Consider the following 17668-nt stretch of genomic DNA (forward strand, 5'->3'; position numbering starts at 1 on the left):
CAAGAGCGGCGGGGTGCTCGGTCTCGCACCGGGACTCCTGTTGATCGAGATCCTCAACGAGCGCTATCGGCTCGAAGACGTGATCGGCTCGGGCGGCATGGGTGCCGTCTACCGGGCCACCGACCTGCGCCTCGGGCGCGTCGTGGCCCTCAAGATCCTGCGAGGCGGGGCGCTGGCCGACGAGGTCGCCAGGTCCCGGATGCGAAGCGAGGCCAGCCTCGCCGCCTCGATCAACCATCCCGGGGTGGCGCAGGTCTTCGACTTCGAGCAGGACCAATCGGCCCGCGGCCTGTCCTTCATCGTCATGGAGCTCATCGAGGGCCGTAGCCTCTCCCAGCTGCTGCGTGAGCAGCACGCCCTCCCGGCGGAGCAGGTGCTCGCCGTCGTGAAGCACGTCGCCGAAGGGCTCGAGGCGGCCCACCAGGTCGGTGTCGTGCACCGAGACCTGAAGCCCTCCAACATCATGCTGACCCCCACCGGCCGGACCGTTCTGGTGGACTTCGGCATCGCCCAGACCGTCACCAGCGAGCCCGTGACCGACACCGGGGTCATGGTCGGCACGGTCGAGTACATGAGCCCCGAGCAGGCCGGAGGACGGCCCGCGACGGCGAGCTCTGATCTCTACGCCTTGGGCGTCGTGGCTCACCACTGCCTCTCCGGCGCGTCACCATTTCGCCGCGACTCGCAGATCGCGACCGCGCTGGCTCATCTGAACGACGACATCCCGCCGTTGCCGACCACGATGCCGGCAGAGGTCGGCCAGTTCATCGAGTCGCTCACGGCCAAGGACCCCTCGCAACGGCCGAGCAGCGCAGCTGACGTCGCGCTCGAAGCAGATCGCGTCCGGGCCGTCGTCCTCAGCCGCGCCTTCCTCGGCTTCAGGAGGCTGTGGCCCCCGGACCCCGAGACCGTGCCCGACGTCGTCGGCATGGACGAACGGGACGCAAAGGCCGAGATCCGCGAGGCCGGCATGGACGTCAACATGCGCCGGGTCGACGTGCCGGGGGAAGCTCCCGGCCAGGTCGTCGAGCAGTCGCCCGAAGGCGGCCGGCCCGGCTGGGAAGCCGATCCGGTCACGCTGTCGGTCGTCTCCGGCAAGGTCCGCATCTCGCCTGAGACCGTGATCGGCACGACATACGCCGAGGCGTCGGCGGCGCTGGAGAAGCTGGGCTTCGAGGTCAGGCGCAAGAACGTCGTGCAGACCGATGACATCGGCGTCGTGGTGGCGATCGACAAGTCCGGCCGGGTCCCCGACGGCTCCACCATCACCTTGTCCGTCGCCCTTCCGCCGCACGTGACGCTCACGCCGCCCGCCGGATCTGGGGACGACGGCGGTGCGCCGACCCCGCCCAGGAGCCACAGGGGTGAGCCGAGGTCGAGGAAGAAGAAGGGGCGCGACCGGACGCAGGGCAACGACTAGGCGTGCGGCCCGAGGACGGCGAGGCGGTCGATCGCCTCGCGCAGGACCTCCGGGCGCTTGCAGAACGCCCAGCGGACCAGCGGACGGCCCGGGTTGTCCCGACTGCTCGAGTGAGTGTCCGGGTCGTAGAAGACCTGGTGCGGGATCGCCGCAACACCGGCCCGCTCGGGCAGGCTGCGGCAGAAGTCCAGCCCGTCGTCGAAGCCGAGGGGACGGATGTCGGTCGTGACGAAGTACGTGCCCTCGGGGACGTACACCTCGAGGCCCACCTCGCGCAGGCCCTCGCAGAGCTGGTCGCGCTGTGACTGGAGTCGGGCCGTGAAGTCCGTGAAGTACGCGTCCTCGGCGCCGAGGGCGTGGGCGATCGCGGGCTGCAGGGGAGAGCCCGACGTGTACGTGAGGAACTGCTTCGCCCCGAGCATCGCCTGCACCAGTCGCGCGGGTCCGGTGGCCCAGCCGATCTTCCACCCCGTGAACGAGAACGTCTTGCCGCCGCTGGAGATCGTCAGCGTCCGCTCGGCCATGCCGGGCAGCGTCGCGATCGGCACGTGGCGACGTCCGTCGAACGTCAGGTGCTCGTAGACCTCGTCGCTGATGACGACGAGGTCGTGCTCGATCGCGATCGCCGCGATGGCCTTGAGCTCCTCGGGGCGTAGGACCGACCCGGTCGGGTTGTGCGGGGTGTTGAGCAGGATCGCGGTGGTCCGCGGGGTGACGGCGGCACGCAGCTCATCGATCGGCAGCCGGAAGTCGGGGGCGCGCAGCGTCACCGGCCGCCTGACGGCTCCGGACATCTGGAGCATCGCGACGTACGAGTCGTAGTAGGGCTCGAGCGCGATGACCTCGTCGCCGGGGTCGACCAGGCCGAGGAGGGCCGACGCGATGGCCTCGGTCGCCCCTGTCGTGACGGCGACCTCGGTGTCCGGGTCGACGACCAGGCCGTAGAAGCGCTGCTGGTGCGCGGCGATCGCGGCCCGCAGCTCGGGCACGCCCGTGCCGGGTGCGTACTGGTTGCGACCACCCCGCAACGCCTCGACCGCACGCTCGACGACCTCGGTGGGTCCGTCGGTGTCGGGGAACCCTTGGCCGAGGTTGACGGCACCCGTGCGCGCCGCCAGCACGCTCATCTCGGCGAAGATCGTCGTGCCGAGACCTGCGATCCGCGAGCTGGAGGTCTTCATCTGCCCGAGCCTAGTGCGGGACGCACCGCTCTCGCGGGCCCTACGATGACGCAGATGACGGATCTAGGACGTACGCGCGTCGCGGTCGCGGCCGGTTTCTTCCTGCAGGGTCTGGTGTTCGCCTCGATCGTGACGCAGGCCCCTCGGCTCAAGGACCGGTTCGACATCGGCGACGGCGGCCTGACCGGCATCCTCGTGCTCGTCGCTGTCGTCTCGGGGGTCGGGAGCGTGCTCGCGGGCATGATCGCGCAGCGCCGCACGAGCGCGACGGCGTTCCGGATCGCGCTGCTGACGATCGGTCTGGGTGCCCTGCTGGTCGGCGCGGCGCCCAGCCTGCCGCTGGTCGTGGCGGCATTCGTCGTCTACGGGCTGGGCGTCGGCGCGGTCGACGCCGGCATGAACATGCAGGGCGTGCGGGTGCAGGCCGCCTACGGCACCAGCATCATGGCCAGCTTCCACGGCATGTGGTCGGTCGGCGGCATCCTCGGCGCGCTGTACGCCGCAGGAGTCGCCCGGGTCGACGTGCCGTTCGCGCTGTCCCTGGTCGTGATCGCGATCGTGACCTGGGCGGTCGCGCTGGTCGCGGCGCCGCGCTTCGTCCGCGCGCAGGAGCGCGATCCCGGGCTGTCCGCCAAGGGACTGGACCTGCCGTGGCGCCCGGTCTTGGTCTTCGGCCTGGTGATCTTGCTGTTCTACGCCTCCGACACCGGCATCCTCACCTGGAGCAGCGTCTACCTCGAGGACGCGCTCGACGCCTCGACGTCCGTGGCGCCGCTGGCGTACGGGGCGTACCAGGGAGGTGCGCTGGTCTCGCGCTTCGGCGGCGACCTGCTGGTGCGGCGCATCGGAGCGCCGGCCGTGGTCGCGATCGGGACCGTGACGGGGGTCATCGGTCTGGCGACCGTCGTGGCCGCGGCGGCGCCCGCGATGGCGATCATCGGCTTCTTCGTCGTGGGTCTGGGGCTCGCGATCCTGGCGCCGCTGGCCTTCGCAGCCCTTGCCGGTGCGGTGCCGGCCCGCTCGCTCGACGTCGCGATCGCGCGGATGAACATCGCCAACTACCTCGGGGCGATCCTCGGTGGAGGGCTCATCGGTGCGGCAGCATCGGCCGATCACCTGCGGTGGGCGTTCGTGATCCCGCTCGTCCTGGTGCCCGTCGTGCTGCTGTTCACGCGGTCGTTCCGCACTGCGGACGACCTGCAGAGGACATAAGTCGGCCCACCGTTCTCGGGGGGTGAAACGGTGGGCCGACAACAGGCGCCAACGGCTGTGAGGCACATCGACCCTGCACAGTCCATGTTACGCGATGGGGGTCGGCGTCGGGCACGAATGGGTCAATTTCTCATCCGCTTCTTGGGTGGGGTCCGTCACGGTGCTGAGGGGTTCCCGCCGCCTGGGTGACACAATTGTTGTCATGCCGGCCGCCCACTCGACCACGCGTCCCCGCCGTGGGGTGTGGGGCCGTTTCGTCACTGCGCTCGGGCTGGCCATGATCCTGGCCGGTGTCGCCGTCCTCGGCTGGTTCGGCTGGCAGTACTTCGGCACCAACATCGTCGCCAAGCGCGAGCAGGCGCAGATCAAGCAGACCCTCCAGGTCGACTGGGGCAAGGGCATCGACAGCGACGCGATCGGTCTGCTGCGCGTCAAGCGGTTCGGCGACGACTTCGAGGTGCCGATCGTCAAGGGCACCGACGGGCCGGCGCTCGAACGGGGAGTCGGGTGGGATCCCAAATCCGCCAAGCCGGGCAAGGTCGGCAACTTCGTGATCGCCGGCCACCGGGTCACCCACGGCGAGCCGTTCTCGAAGTTCCCGAAGCTCAGGGCGGGCGACAAGGTGGTGGTCGAGACCCGCACGGCCATCAGCACGTACAAGCTGCGCAACTCCGGCACCTCGATCACGGTCGACTTCACGACCTCCTGGCCGCTGTGGGACGTACCCGACCCGGAGGGCCGCGGCGAGGTGCAGACCAAGCCGGTCCTGACGATGGTGACCTGCTCGGAGCTCTTCCACACACGCAACCGGAGCGTCGTCGTCGCCGACCTGGTCAAGACGGTCAAGAAGACCGAGGCCAACACCGCGACCTCCACCACGAACAAGGCGGGCTGAGGCATGCAGGACTTCCAGCGGGCGTTCATCGAGCTCGCCCTCGACCACGGCGTGCTGCGCTTCGGCGAGTTCACCCTCAAGTCGGGTCGGACGTCGCCGTACTTCTTCAACGCAGGGCTGTTCAACACCGGCGCTCGGCTGGCCGGCCTGGGCCGGTTCTATGCCGACGCGATCGTCGACAGCGGCCTCGAGTTCGACGTGCTGATGGGCCCGGCCTACAAGGGCATCCCGATCGCGTCTGCCGCAGCGGTGCAGCTGTCGGAGGTGCACGACCGCGACGTGCCGTGGTGCTTCAACCGCAAGGAGGCCAAGGACCATGGCGAGGGCGGCCTGATCGTCGGGTCACCGCTCGAGGGCCGGGTGCTGGTCGTCGACGACGTCATCACCGCGGGCACGGCGATCCGCGAGGTGATGGAGATCGTCGACTCGGTGGACGCGAGCGTCGCGGGCATCGTCGTCGCGGTCGACCGGCAGGAGCGCGGACGCGGTGACCTCTCGGCGATCCAGGAGGTCGAGCGCGACTTCGGCGTGCCGGTCGTGTCGATCATCTCGTTCGACCAGATCATCGAGTACGTCGAGGAGACCGGTCGCCACGCCGAGCACCTCGACGCTATCCGCGGGTACCGCGAGGAGTTCGGCATCTCCGCATGAGTGATCCCAGAGCCGATCCGGTCGACCTTGAGGTCGGCGTCGGACCGTGGGAGGGCGAGTGGCCGACGGATGACCACTTCGACCCCGAGCTGCTGCGCGAGGGCGATCGCCGCAACGTCGTCGATCGCTACCGCTACTGGCGGCTCGAGGCGGTCGTCGCCGATCTCGACCAGCACCGGCACCCGTTCCACGTCGCGATCGAGAACTGGCAGCACGACTTCAACATCGGCTCGATCGTGCGCACCGCGAATGCGTTCGCCGTCGCCGAGGTCCACATCGTCGGACGGCGCAGGTGGAACCGCCGAGGGGCGATGGTGACCGATCGCTATCAGCACGTGCGGCACCACTCGACGGTCGACGAGCTCGCGACCTGGGCGCACGACGCTGGCCTGGCCGTGATCGGGATCGACAACGTCGAGGACTCCGTGCCGATCGAGACCGCTGCGCTGCCGCGCGAGTGCGTCCTCGTCTTCGGCCAGGAGGGACCGGGGCTGTCCGACGAGGCGCGCGCGGCCTGCGAGCGTACGCTCTCGATCGCCCAGTTCGGCTCGACCCGCTCGATCAACGCGGGCGCTGCCGCCGCGATCGCGATGCACTCCTGGATCCGCCAGCACGCCGAGCTCTGACCCGACCCGCGACTGGCGCAACCCAACCCGCGACTGGCGCAAGGTGGAGGTTTTGGGACGGCGTGTCGTCCATTTTTGCGCCACTCGCGGGGATGGCGGCGAGAGGTGAGAGGGTGTCTCGGGGTGTGAGAGGGTGCGGGCATGAGTCCTTCACGTCCGCGCGCCGACCAGCACTCCCTCGACGGCCGGCTGACCAACCTCGGGTTCGCTGCCTTCGTCGGTGCTCTCGGCTTGGGCCTCCTGATCTCCCTGTGGGCACTGGCCGGCACCGAGTGCTTCAAGGACTGCCGTCCGTCACACCGCACCCTCGCCTCGGTCGTGATCTACGGCGGATTCGTGGTCGCGTGCGTGGTGGCCTTCGGCGGCGCGCGCCGGGCGGCCGGGCGCGGGACGATGCGCGCGGTCTGGCCGGCGGCCGGCATCGTGCTCGTCTTCGTGGTCACGGTGATCGGCGCCCACCTTGCCGGGAGCGGGTGACGGGGCCGGAGTGGGCGCGGGAGCCGTAGGCTCGCGGACATGGGCAATCGTGTGGTCATCATCGGCGGCGACGCGGCAGGGATGACCATCGCGTCAGCGCTGCGGCGGCGACTGCGTGACGAGGACGAGGTCATCGTCCTCGAGCGGGGCAGGTGGACGTCCTACTCCGCGTGCGGCATCCCGTACTGGGTCTCCGGCGAGGTGGCGTCCGCGGACGCACTCGTCGCGCGTACGCCCGAGGAGCACCGCAAGGTCGGCATCGACCTGCGCCTGGGGGTCGAGGCGACCGCGATCGACCCCCAGGCCCGAACCGTCTCGGTGCGCGACGGCGACCCCGTGGCGTACGACCGGCTGGTCCTTGCGACCGGGGCCGAGCCCGTGCGCCCCGACCTGCCGGGCATCGACGGCCAGGGCATCCACGGGGTGCAGTCGCTCGACGACGGGCAGGTGCTGATCGACGCCCTCGCGGACGGGCCCAGCCGCGTCGTCGTGGTCGGCAGCGGGTACATCGGGCTGGAGATCGCCGAGGCGTGTGTCGTACGAGGATTCCCCACGACCGTCGTCGAGCGCGGACCCCGCCCGCTGCCGATCGTCGAGGCGCCTCTCGGCGAGCTGATCGCTGACGGCATGCGGGCGCGCGGCATCCACCTGCAGACCGGTGCGGCCGTCACGGGATTCACGCTCGACGAGTCCGGGCGGGTCGCGGCGGTGCGGACCGAGCGGGAGACGTTCCCTGCGGACCTGGTCGTGCTGGGGCTCGGCGTCACCGCCCGGTCGGCCCTCGCCGCCGACGCGGGGCTGCCGCTCGGCCCGAAGGGCGGGATCGTCGTCGACGAGCACCAGCGGGTCGAGGGCTTCCCCGACATCTGGGCCGCGGGCGACTGCGTCGCGACGCTCGACCGCGTGACGCGCGGGCTCGTGCACCTGCCCCTCGGCACCCACGCCAACAAGCAGGGCATGGTCGCGGCCGACAGCATCGCGGCCGAGCTGCTCGACGAGGAGCCGCGCCTGGCGTTCCCCGGTGTCGTGCAGACCGCGATCACGAAGTTCTGCTCGTTGGAGATCTCCCGCACCGGGCTGGGGGAGGAGCAGGCGCGCGATGCCGGCTTCGATCCGGTCGTCGCCCGGATCGAGACGACCGGTGCCGCGGGCTACATGCCCGATCCCGGCTCCATGACCGTCGTCGTGGTCGCCGACCGCGCCACGCGGCGCCTCCTCGGTGCCCAGATCGTCGGCTCGGAGGGCTCAGCCCTGCGCGTCGACGTCGCGGCGACCGCGCTCGCCGCGGAGATGACGGTCGACGAGGTCGTCATGCTGGACCTCGCGTACGCGCCGCCGTTCTCGTCGATCTGGAGCCCCGTCCAGGTCGCCGCCCGGGCCGCGGTGAAGGCGCTCGCGGCGTCCTGAGCGCGACGGAGGCACGTACCGCGATCTCGGTGGCTGGAACCAACTGCGGTGCGCCTCTCGCGGGGGGAACAGGGGTGGGATACTGACGGACAATCCCGCTCGACGTCCTTCAGGAGTCCTTCATGCCCGTCGCCACACCCGAGGTCTACGCCGCGATGCTCGACAAGGCCAAGGCCGAGTCGTTCGCCTACCCGGCCATCAACGTCTCGTCCTCGCAGACCCTGAACGCCGCCCTCGCCGGATTCGCGGAGGCCGAGAGCGACGGCATCATCCAGGTCTCGACCGGCGGTGCGGAGTACCTCTCCGGGCCCACCGTCAAGGACATGGTCTCCGGCTCGCTGGCCTTTGCCGCGTTCGCACAGGAGGTCGCCAAGAAGTACCCGGTCAACGTCGCGCTCCACACCGACCACTGCCCCAAGGACAAGCTCGACGGCTTCGTCCGCCCCCTCGTCGCGGCGTCCGCCGAGCGGGTCAAGTCCGGCGGCCTGCCCTACTTCCAGTCGCACATGTGGGACGGCTCGGCCGTGCCGCTGGAGGAGAACCTGCAGATCGCGCAGGAGCTGTTGGCGGCCTGTGCGGCGGCCAACATCATCCTCGAGGTCGAGATCGGCATCGTGGGTGGCGAGGAGGACGGCGTCGAGGGCGGCATGGGCGAGCACCTCTACACGACGCCCGAGGACGCGCTGGCCACGGCCGAGGCGCTCGGTCTCGGTGAGAAGGGCCGCTACCTGACCGCGCTCACGTTCGGCAACGTGCACGGCGTCTACAAGCCCGGCAACGTCACGCTGCGTCCCGAGATCCTCAAGGCCGCTCAGGAGGCCGTCGCGTCCAAGTACGGCAAGGACTCGCCGTTCGACCTGGTCTTCCACGGCGGATCCGGCTCGCTGCCCGAGGAGATCTCGGCCGCGGTCGACTTCGGCGTCGTGAAGATGAACGTCGACACCGACACGCAGTACGCGTTCACGCGCCCGGTCGCCGGTCACATGATGACCAACTACGACGGCGTCCTCAAGGTCGACGGCGAGGTCGGCAACAAGAAGGCGTACGACCCCCGTGCCTGGGGCAAGGCCGCCGAGGCCGGCATGGCCACGCGCGTCGCCGAGGCCTGCGCCGCCCTGCGGAGCGCCGGCACCCGGCTCTGACCGCTCGGTTTCCCAGGAGAACCCCGAAAGCCGGCACGTCACCCGTGGAACGACAAGGGTGACGTGCCGGCTTTCTGTCAGACGATGACCGTACGCCCGTAGAGCGCCCGCGAACGCTCGAGACCGGCCTGCACGCGGAGGGCCGTTGCGCGGGCGCGGCTCGCGTCGAGGTGCGTCCAGATGAGCCGGCTCATGCCCCAGTTCTCCGCACGGGCGTCATCCTCACGACGCTTCTCGGCGAAGACCGACTCGAAGCCCTCGGGCCGGAACGTGCCGTCGAACTTGATGCGCCCGTCGAACTCCGCGAGATGCCGGTACAGCTCCCAGACGAAGTCGGTGCGCGCGACGAACCGTCCGGCACTGTCGAAGAGCTCGAACTGCAGCTCGGGGGCCGGCAGGCCGTACCGCCAGAAGAGGTAGCGGCTGCGGGACTCGCCGGGGGACTCTGACCGACCATCGGCCAGGCTGAGCGCCAGTCGCCCCGAGCGGGAGCCGCGCCACGTACGGAACGGGCCGGCCGTCTCGAGGAGCGACTCGGGCGTCACGAGACCTCGGTGCAGCGCCGCGTCGACCGTCACGAGCGCGCTCTCGACGGACAGTCCGCAGGCGAGCTCCCACACGCATCGATCGGGGGACGAGACGAGGACGCCGTCGATCTCCACGACATCGGACTCGCCGATCGACCCGGTGTGGTGCTGGACGCCCGCCTCGTGCCGGCCGCGCCCGGTGTCGAGCCGGGTGACGTGCACCTCGGTCAGCGGCGCGTCCCACATCGGCAGGCCGTGGAGAGCCGCCGCGGACTGGTGCGTCAACGCGACCGCGCCCGCGTGGCGCCGGGACACCGCACGGCTGCGAACGGCCAGCTGGTCGAGCTCGGTGAGCGAGCCGTAGGCGGCGGTGAGGGCGTAGAGACCGGCGCCGATGCGGGTGAGCAGGCGGAGTCGGATGGCTTCGCGGATGTCACGGTCGTCGTACCCGGCATCGAGGATCTCCGGGCGAGTGAGGAACCCACGCTCTTCGGCGCGGACGAGCAGCTGATCGTTCATCGTGCCAGCGTCGAACGCGGACGGTCAGCGTGGACACGGCGATGCGCGCCCGGTGGACAACGTGGGACGCCCGCCGTCCTGTGGACGGACGCGCCCGCCGCGACCGGAGCGGCGTACGTCCATCAGGAAACCGGCACGACCCACCGGTTGCCACGTGCGCGTGGTGACGGGTTCCGGGGTTCTCCTGGGAATCCGGGATGGGAGGATGGGGTCATGACCAATCTCTTCGGTGAACCGCCCGCCACTTTGCTCCCCGAGGACCCGGGGGCTGCCGAGCTCGCCGCGGGCCACAGCCCGCAGAACGTCGCCTCGCTGCACCCCGACTCGGCGCTGGCCTGGGTCACCCTGGCCGAGCTGGCCCTGGCGGAGGGTCGCGATCTCGAGGGGTACGCCTTCGTCCGCACCGGCTACCACCGCTCGCTCGACCTGCTGCGCCGCAACGGCTGGAAGGGCCACGGCCCCCTGCCGTGGGAGCACGAGCCCAACCGCCCGTTCCTGCGCTCGCTGGCCGCCCTCGCGGACGCGTCCGAGCGGCTCGGTGACGAGGCCGAGGCCCACCGGTGCCGCGAGTTCCTGCACGAGTCGAGCCCGGAGGCGTACGCCGAGCTGGTCGCGCCGAAGTCCTAAGGGACGAAGACCGTCATCGCGGAGGGCAGCAACGTCCAGCGGTAGTGCGTCGACGGCGCCGTGAGCTCGCCGTCGCTCGTGCACCGCAGGGCGTCCCCGCGGACCTCGACCTCGGTGCCACGCAGATAGATCACGTCGTCGCGGCGGTGGTGCTCGCCGCGACGGACGCTGAACGCGTACGCGATGCGCCGCAGCGGCGACTCGGTGTAGGACACGGACACGTCGAGCTCGCCGTCCGACGGGTCCGCCTGCGGCAGGAGGGGCGCTCCGCCGCCCACGAACCGACCGTTGCCGACCGCGACCTGGATGACCGGGTTCTTGCGGGACAAGGGCTTGCCGTCGACCGAGATCGTCAGGCGCGCCCCGGGTGTCGTGAGCCCCTTGAGGCCGGTGAGGGCCGCACCGATCGCGTAGCCGACCGGACCGAGGGCCTTCTTCCACGGGCGGGCAGCTGCGGCCGCCTCCGCGCCGATGCCGATGTGGGCGGCGTTGACGACGACGTCGCCTTCGTCGTCCAGGATCAGGTCGATCTGCCGGGTGTGGCCCGTGACGACCGCGAGCGCGGCCTTGTCGGGCTCGTCGGGAAGCCCCAGGGTCGCGGCGAAGTCGTTACCCGTGCCGAGGGGGATGAGACCGACCGTGACGGAGTCCAGGCGCTTGGCGCGGTGCAGCGCCGTCACGACAGCATGGAGGCTTCCGTCGCCGCCCAGCACCACGAGGACGTCCACGTCCGGGTGCGCTGACAGCGCGGCGGACAGGTCGTCGGGGCTCGACGTACGGACGAGGTCGACGTCGAAGTCGTCCCGCAGCGCATCCACTGCGGCCTCGACCGCAGTGTCGTCTGCGGCGCCGGCCTCAGCGTTGGCGATTGCAAGGAGTGACGTCATGGCGGGGCCAGACTACGGGGTCGTGCCGGCCGGCGGCGCCTCCTGGATCTCCGGCTCGCCGAGCCGAACGGCCACGACTCCGGCGAGGATCAGCGCTCCGCCCGCCAGCTGCACCGCTCGGGGTGCCTCCGACAGCAGCAGCCACGCGAACAGGACGCCGAACACCGCCTCGGCGAGGCCGACGAACGAGCCGAGGCGCGACCCCAGGCGGCGGCTCCCCGCGATGCTGAGCACGTACGCGAGCCCGGCCGTGACGACGCCGAGGACCAGCAGGACGAGCCACCACGGAAGCAGGTTCCCGGCGAGCTCGACGTCCTCGCTCGACGCGGCGAGCGGGATGATGCCGATGAGTCCCGCGGCCACCAGGCCGACGCCGCCGAACAACATCCCGCCGGCCGCGAGCGCGAGCCCGGGCAGGCCGTTGTCCTCGTCTGCGGACAGCACCCAGTAGACCGCGGCACAGGCCATCGCTGCGAGTGCCCACGCGATGCCGAGCCCGTCGACGTCCGCGCCGGACGTCAGGTCGAGCACCAGCACGAGGCCGGCGATCGCGAGGACCGCGCCCATGACCGTCAGCCGGGTGGGCCGCTGCCCGTGTCGCCACCACATCCAGGCCAGCACCGCGACCGGGCAGGTGAACTCGATCAGGAGGGCCACGCCGACCTGCATGCGCTCGACTGCGTTGAAGTACGCGAGCTGGCAGCCGGCCACGGCGATCACGCCGTAGGCGACGATCAGACGGACGTTCCCCCGTAGGAGTCCCCAGCGCCCGCGCATCGTGAGCGCGGCGGGCACGGCGAGGACGAGCGCCGCGACGAGCACGCGCACGGTGACGGCGGCGCCTGCGGTCCAGCCGGCCTGGATGAGCCCCTTCGCGAGCGGGCCGGACAACGCGAACGACGCGGCGCCGGCCACCGCAAAGGTGACACCGGACGTCGTGCGGGACGCTGCACGAACATCTGTGTCATGAGTCAAAGGGGCCATGACATGTGACACTAGATGCTGGACCTGTAAGGTGTCAACGTGGTCTTCACTCATGACACCGAGATCGTCCTCGTGGCTGCCGTCTGGCTCGTGAACTCCGCCCAGGAGCCCGACACCCTGACGACCGTGGACGACGTGGCCGACTTCTACGAGGAGAACGCCTACACCGGTCTCCACACCGGCGACGCCGCCGAGCTCGCCGAGCTGCGCGCCCTGCGGCCGCAGCTGCGCGAGCTGCTGACCGCCGATCGTGACGCGGCCGCCGAGGTGGTCAACCAGATGCTGAGCGACGGTGTCGCGCGCCCGCAGCTGCGCCGGCACGACGGATTCGACTGGCACCTGCACGCGACGGAGGACGACCAGCCGCTCGCGGTGCGCATCGCGGTGGAGACTGCGATGGCCATGGTCGACGTGATCCGCGCCGACGAGACATCCCGGCTCGGCGTGTGCGCACAGGGCGACTGCGAGGGCGTCGTGCTCGACCTGTCACGCAACCGATCGCGGCGATTCTGCAGCACTGCCTGCGGCAACCGCGCCGCCGTCGCGGCGTACCGCGCGCGCCGGTCCGGCTGACCGTGCTCCGCCCGGGTCACCGTTCGCGGTAGACTGCGCCGGTAAGAGCCCCGCAACCACGGGGCTTGTCGCACGTATGAGGGTGGTGCATCTCCATGCCCGCAGTCGTCATCGTCGGAGCCCAGTGGGGCGACGAAGGCAAGGGCAAGGCCACGGACATCCTGGGTAGTCGGGTCGACTACGTGGTGAAGTTCAACGGTGGCAACAACGCAGGGCACACGGTCGTCATCGGCGACCAGAAGTACGCCCTGCACCTCCTGCCGAGCGGCATCCTGAGCCCCGGCTGCGTGCCGGTCATCGGCAACGGTGTCGTCGTGGACCTCAAGGTCCTGTTCGAGGAGATCGACGGGCTCAACGAGCGCGGCATCGACACGTCGCGCCTGGTGGTCAGCGCCAACGCGCACGTCATCGCCGACTACAACCGCACGTTGGACAAGGTCGCCGAGCGCTTTCTCGGCAGCCGCAAGATCGGCACGACCGGTCGCGGCATCGGCCCGACGTACGCGGACAAGATGAACCGCCTCGGCATCCGCATCCAGGACCTGTTCGACGAGAAGATCCTGCGCCAGAAGGTCGAGGGCGCCCTCGACCTCAAGAACCAGATCCTCACCAAGATCTACAACCGCCGCGCGGTCGAGGTCGACGAGATCGTCGAGGAGCTCCTGTCGTACGTCGACCGGCTCCGCCCGATGGTTGCCGACACCCCGCTGCTGCTGCACGATGCGCTCAAGGCCGACAAGACCGTGCTGCTCGAGGCCGGTCAGGCCACGCTGCTCGACGTCGACCACGGCACCTACCCGTTCGTGACGTCCTCGTCGGCGACGACCGGCGGCGCGTGCACCGGCTCGGGCATCGCCCCGACCGAGATCACCCGCGTCATCGGCATCGTCAAGGCGTACGCGACCCGCGTCGGCGAGGGACCGTTCCCGACCGAGCTGTTCGACGAGGACGGCGAGCGTCTGCGGCAGAACGGTGCCGAGTTCGGCACCACGACCGGGCGTCCCCGCCGCTGCGGCTGGTACGACGCCCCGATCGCGCGCTACGCGGCCCGCATCAACGGCGTCACCGACTTCGTGCTGACCAAGCTCGACGTGCTGACCGGCTGGGAGCAGATCCCCGTGTGCGTCGCGTACGACGTGGACGGCGAGCGCGTCGACGAGATGCCGATGACGCAGACCGGCTTCCACCACGCCAAGCCGATCTACGAGTACCTCCCCGGCTGGACCGAGGACATCTCGGCGGCCCGGACGTTCGAGGACCTGCCCAAGACCGCGCAGGAGTACGTCCTCGCGCTCGAGGCGATGTCGGGTGCGCGGATCTCGACGATCGGCGTGGGCCCCGACCGCGAGCAGTCGATCGAGCGGTACGACCTGCTCTGAGCGGGGCGCCCGCCGCCGGAACGATAGGCTCGTGCTCCGTGAAGACACTCGTCATCGGCACCGGCGGCCGTGAGCACGCGCTGGCCCTCGCCCTGTCCCGTGATCCGCAGGTCTCCGAGGTGCACGCTGCGCCGGGCAACCCCGGCATCGCGGCCGTCGCGACGCTCCACGACGTCGACCCGATGAACGGTGCGCAGGTGGCCGACCTGGCCGTCTCGCTCGGCGTCGACCTGGTCGTCGTCGGGCCCGAGGCCCCGCTCGTCGCGGGCGTGGCCGACGCGGTCCGCGCTGCGGGCATCGCGTGCTTCGGGCCGAGCAAGGAGGCCGCCCAGCTCGAGGGCTCCAAGGCGTTCGCGAAGCAGGTGATGGCCGGCGCCGAGGTGCCGACCGCCCTGGCGCACGTCTGCGAGACGCCCGAGCAGGTCGTCGCAGCGCTCGACGCCTTCGGCCCGCCGTACGTCGTCAAGGACGACGCTCTCGCCGCGGGCAAGGGCGTGGTGGTCACCGACGACCGGCAGGCCGCGATCGATCACGCCGCCGCGTGCCGCCGCGTCGTCATCGAGGAGTTCCTCGACGGCCCCGAGGTGTCGCTGTTCGCGATCACCGACGGCGAGACCGTGCTGCCGCTGCAGCCCGCGCAGGACTTCAAGCGGGCGTACGACGGTGACGAGGGGCCCAACACGGGCGGCATGGGTGCCTACACGCCGCTGGACTGGGCGCCGGACGGTCTTGTCGCCGAGGTGACGCGCCGTGTGCTCGTGCCGACGGTGCAGGAGATGGCCCGGCGCGGCACCCCGTTCCAGGGCCTGCTCTACGCCGGACTCGCGCTCACGAGCCGCGGTGTCCGCGTCATCGAGTTCAACGCCCGCTTCGGTGACCCCGAGACGCAGTCAATCCTGTCGCTGCTCAAGACGCCGCTGTCGGCCCTGCTGCACGGCGCCGCCACCGGTGAGCTCGCCGAGGTCGGCCTGCCGCAGTGGGAGCGGGCCTCGTCGGTCACCGTGGTCGTGGCGGCCGAGGGATATCCCGAGTCGCCGGTCAAGGGCGATGTGATCGAGGGCCTCGACGCAGCCAATGCGCTCGAGGGGGTCGACGTGATCCACGCCGGCACAGCCCTCGCCGACGACCGGCTCGTCACCGCGGGAGGTCGCGTCCTGTCGGTGACCGCCGTCGGCGCGGACCTCGCCGAGGCGCGCCGCCGTGCGTACGCCGGGATCGACCTCATCGACATTCGTGGAGCCCACCACCGGACCGACATCGCCCTCGCGGCGGAGCAGGGAACAATAGAGCTGTGACCACCCCGAACGTCCTCGCCAACCGCTACGCCTCCCCGGAGATCGCCCGCGTCTGGTCGCCCGAGCACAAGATCGTGCTGGAGCGACGTCTCTGGATCGCCGTGCTCAAGGCGCAGCGCGATCTCGGCGTCGAGACGCCTGACGGGGTGATCGAGGCGTACGAGTCGGTGATCGACCACGTCGACCTCGCCTCGATCGCGGCGCGCGAGAAGATCACCCGTCACGACGTCAAGGCCCGCATCGAGGAGTTCGCGGACCTCGCCGGCACCGAGCACATCCACAAGGGCATGACCTCGCGTGACCTCACCGAGAACGTCGAGCAGCTGCAGATCAAGGCCTCCCTCGAGCTCATGCGTGAGCGCGCCGTGGCGACCCTGGCCCGGCTCGGACGCCTCGCGTCGGAGCACGCCGAGCTGGTCATGGCCGGACGCAGCCACAACGTCGCCGCGCAGGCCACGACGCTGGGCAAGCGCTTCGCGACCGTTGCCGACGAGCTGATGGTCGCGATCGACCGGCTCGACGACCTCATCGCGCGCTACCCCCTGCGTGGCATCAAGGGCCCGGTCGGCACAGCACAGGACCAGCTCGACCTGCTCGGCGGCGACCAGGAGAAGCTCGCCGAGCTCGAGCGCCGGGTCGCGTCCCACCTGGGCTTCGACAAGGTGCTGACGAGCGTCGGCCAGGTCTACCCCCGCTCGCTCGACTACGACGTCGTGACAGCGCTGGTGCAGCTCTCGGCCGCCCCGTCCAACCTCGCGACGACCATCCGTCTGATGGCAGGCAACGAGATCGTGACCGAGGGCTTCAAGCCCGGTCAGGTCGGCTCGAGCGCGATGCCGCACAAGATGAACACCCGCTCGTGCGAGCGCGTCAACGGACTCGCGGTCATCCTGCGCGGCTACTCCTCGATGGTCGGCGAGCTCGCCGGCGACCAGTGGAACGAGGGCGACGTGTCGTGCTCGGTCGTCCGCCGCGTGGCCCTGCCCGATGCGTTCTACGCCGCCGACGGCCTGTTCGAGACGTTCCTGACCGTCCTCGACGAGTTCGGCACGTTCCCGGCCGTGATCCAGCGTGAGCTCGACCGCTACCTCCCGTTCCTGGCCTCGACCAAGGTCCTCATGGCCGCGGTGCGCAACGGCCGCGGGCGCGAGACGGCGTACGAGGCCGTCAAGCAGCACGCGGTCGCCGTCGCGCTGGAGATGCGCGAGAAGGGTGCCGCGGAGAACGACCTGTTCGCGCGCCTGGCCGCGGACGAGCGCCTGGGCCTGTCGAAGGACGACCTCGCGAGCCTCGTCGCGTCGCCGATCGACTTCACCGGCGCGGCAGTCAGCCAGGTCCACGCGGTCGTGGCGCGCATCGAGGAGATCGTCGCCGCCGACCCGGCCGCCGCGGCGTACACCCCCGGCTCGATCCTCTAGGAGTCTCGGCCCGATCGAACGGGCACAGGTGTGCGGCGAGGCCTACGCTCGGAGGATGCCGATCACCCTGGTCCCCGCGGGGTTCCTGGTCGGTGGGGCCGTGCTCGTGTGGTGGGCCTGGACCCGCCGCCGGGCTCTCGCGCTGCGCCCCTCCGACTGGCTCCCCGTCACGGGCAGCGTCGTCGGGTCCGGCGCGTCCAGGCGCGTCGAGTACGTCAGCCCCGAGGGTCGTCGGCTGCGCGTCCAGGTGCCGGAGGACGCGCTGGTGCCGGCCGACGGACCGGTCGGGCTGTTCGTCGACCCGCGGGATCCCTCGCGTGCCCGGCTGGCCGAGCCCGACCGGGTCGCGGCCCGGCTGGTCCGCCAGCTGCTGCTCCTCGGGGCGGTCATGCTGGTCGTCGGCGCGGTCACGCTCGCGGTCCTCGCCTGACGAAGGCGCGGGGCCACT

General features: G+C 70.7%; 18 protein-coding genes. 14 read left to right on the forward strand and 4 right to left on the reverse strand.

Features of this window, described 5'->3' with window-relative positions:
- The first annotated feature begins 13 nt into the window (after positions 1–13).
- Positions 14–1420 (forward strand): serine/threonine protein kinase, encoded by a 1407-nt coding sequence (locus GEV26_RS01815; RefSeq protein ID WP_153651481.1) that lies wholly within the window; start codon positions 14–16, stop codon positions 1418–1420.
- Here the strand turns inward: GEV26_RS01815 and GEV26_RS01820 are convergent.
- Positions 1417–2601 carry a pyridoxal phosphate-dependent aminotransferase gene (locus GEV26_RS01820; RefSeq protein WP_153651482.1) on the reverse strand — a complete coding sequence of 395 codons (1185 nt, stop codon included), beginning with the start codon at positions 2599–2601 and terminating at the stop codon, positions 1417–1419. The genes GEV26_RS01815 and GEV26_RS01820 overlap by 4 nt on opposite strands.
- A gap of 54 nt (positions 2602–2655) precedes the next feature.
- On the opposite strand from GEV26_RS01820, the gene GEV26_RS01825 reads away from it, so the two are divergent.
- The 7 genes from GEV26_RS01825 to fbaA all read left to right on the forward strand — a co-directional run bounded on the left by GEV26_RS01825 (position 2656) and on the right by fbaA (position 9011).
- On the forward strand, positions 2656–3813 hold the full coding sequence (locus GEV26_RS01825) for an MFS transporter (RefSeq protein ID WP_194839936.1): 1158 nt from the start codon (positions 2656–2658) through the stop codon (positions 3811–3813).
- A gap of 202 nt (positions 3814–4015) precedes the next feature.
- Positions 4016–4708 (forward strand): sortase domain-containing protein, encoded by a 693-nt coding sequence (locus GEV26_RS01830; RefSeq protein WP_194839937.1) that lies wholly within the window; start codon positions 4016–4018, stop codon positions 4706–4708.
- Between the two features lie 3 nt (positions 4709–4711).
- Positions 4712–5359, forward strand: a complete 648-nt coding sequence (gene pyrE / locus GEV26_RS01835) for an orotate phosphoribosyltransferase (protein ID WP_153651485.1) — start codon at positions 4712–4714, stop codon at positions 5357–5359.
- A complete protein-coding gene (locus tag GEV26_RS01840) occupies positions 5356–5985 on the forward strand; it encodes a TrmH family RNA methyltransferase (RefSeq protein WP_153651486.1) in 630 nt (209 codons plus the stop codon). The genes pyrE and GEV26_RS01840 overlap by 4 nt, the downstream gene beginning before the upstream one ends.
- A 141-nt stretch (positions 5986–6126) precedes the next feature.
- Positions 6127–6462: a hypothetical protein gene (locus GEV26_RS01845; RefSeq protein ID WP_153651487.1), complete on the forward strand. Its 336-nt coding sequence runs from the start codon at positions 6127–6129 to the stop codon at positions 6460–6462.
- A gap of 39 nt (positions 6463–6501) precedes the next feature.
- The gene (locus tag GEV26_RS01850; protein WP_153651488.1) at positions 6502–7869 is read left to right on the forward strand and encodes an FAD-dependent oxidoreductase; all 1368 of its coding nucleotides are present in this window, start codon (positions 6502–6504) and stop codon (positions 7867–7869) included.
- A gap of 122 nt (positions 7870–7991) precedes the next feature.
- The gene (gene fbaA, locus GEV26_RS01855; protein ID WP_153651489.1) at positions 7992–9011 is read left to right on the forward strand and encodes a class II fructose-bisphosphate aldolase; all 1020 of its coding nucleotides are present in this window, start codon (positions 7992–7994) and stop codon (positions 9009–9011) included.
- Positions 9012–9088: 77 nt separating this feature from the next.
- Here the strand turns inward: fbaA and GEV26_RS01860 are convergent, their stop codons facing one another.
- Positions 9089–10057, reverse strand: coding sequence for a hypothetical protein (locus GEV26_RS01860; protein WP_153651490.1), 969 nt, complete (start codon positions 10055–10057; stop codon positions 9089–9091).
- Positions 10058–10270: 213 nt separating this feature from the next.
- On the opposite strand from GEV26_RS01860, the gene GEV26_RS01865 reads away from it, so the two are divergent.
- Positions 10271–10684, forward strand: a complete 414-nt coding sequence (locus GEV26_RS01865; RefSeq protein ID WP_153651491.1) for a DUF3151 domain-containing protein — start codon at positions 10271–10273, stop codon at positions 10682–10684.
- Here GEV26_RS01865 and GEV26_RS01870 read toward each other — a convergent pair.
- Positions 10681–11571, reverse strand: coding sequence for a diacylglycerol/lipid kinase family protein (locus GEV26_RS01870; RefSeq protein WP_153651492.1), 891 nt, complete (start codon positions 11569–11571; stop codon positions 10681–10683). The two genes, GEV26_RS01865 and GEV26_RS01870, sit on opposite strands and share 4 nt — an antisense overlap.
- A 12-nt stretch (positions 11572–11583) precedes the next feature.
- On the reverse strand, positions 11584–12555 hold the full coding sequence (locus GEV26_RS01875; protein ID WP_153651493.1) for an EamA family transporter: 972 nt from the start codon (positions 12553–12555) through the stop codon (positions 11584–11586).
- Positions 12556–12594: 39 nt separating this feature from the next.
- Between GEV26_RS01875 and GEV26_RS01880 the strand changes: the two genes are divergently transcribed.
- The 5 genes from GEV26_RS01880 to GEV26_RS01900 all read left to right on the forward strand — a co-directional run bounded on the left by GEV26_RS01880 (position 12595) and on the right by GEV26_RS01900 (position 17650).
- Complete coding sequence (locus tag GEV26_RS01880) at positions 12595–13128, forward strand: CGNR zinc finger domain-containing protein (protein WP_153651494.1); 534 nt, start codon at positions 12595–12597, stop codon at positions 13126–13128.
- Between the two features lie 95 nt (positions 13129–13223).
- On the forward strand, positions 13224–14507 hold the full coding sequence (locus GEV26_RS01885) for an adenylosuccinate synthase (RefSeq protein WP_153651495.1): 1284 nt from the start codon (positions 13224–13226) through the stop codon (positions 14505–14507).
- 38 nt (positions 14508–14545) lie between these two features.
- Entirely contained in the window at positions 14546–15802 is a 1257-nt protein-coding gene (gene purD / locus GEV26_RS01890) for a phosphoribosylamine--glycine ligase (RefSeq protein WP_153651496.1), read from the forward strand.
- Positions 15799–17220, forward strand: a complete 1422-nt coding sequence (gene purB / locus GEV26_RS01895; protein ID WP_153651497.1) for an adenylosuccinate lyase — start codon at positions 15799–15801, stop codon at positions 17218–17220. Before purD ends, purB begins: the two co-directional genes overlap by 4 nt.
- 55 nt (positions 17221–17275) lie before the next feature.
- Positions 17276–17650 (forward strand): DUF3592 domain-containing protein, encoded by a 375-nt coding sequence (locus tag GEV26_RS01900; RefSeq protein WP_153651498.1) that lies wholly within the window; start codon positions 17276–17278, stop codon positions 17648–17650.
- Positions 17651–17668: the final 18 nt, after the last annotated feature.

This window comes from Aeromicrobium yanjiei, from assembly GCF_009649075.1.
In the GTDB taxonomy this organism is placed as follows: Bacteria; Actinomycetota; Actinomycetes; order Propionibacteriales; family Nocardioidaceae; genus Aeromicrobium; species Aeromicrobium yanjiei.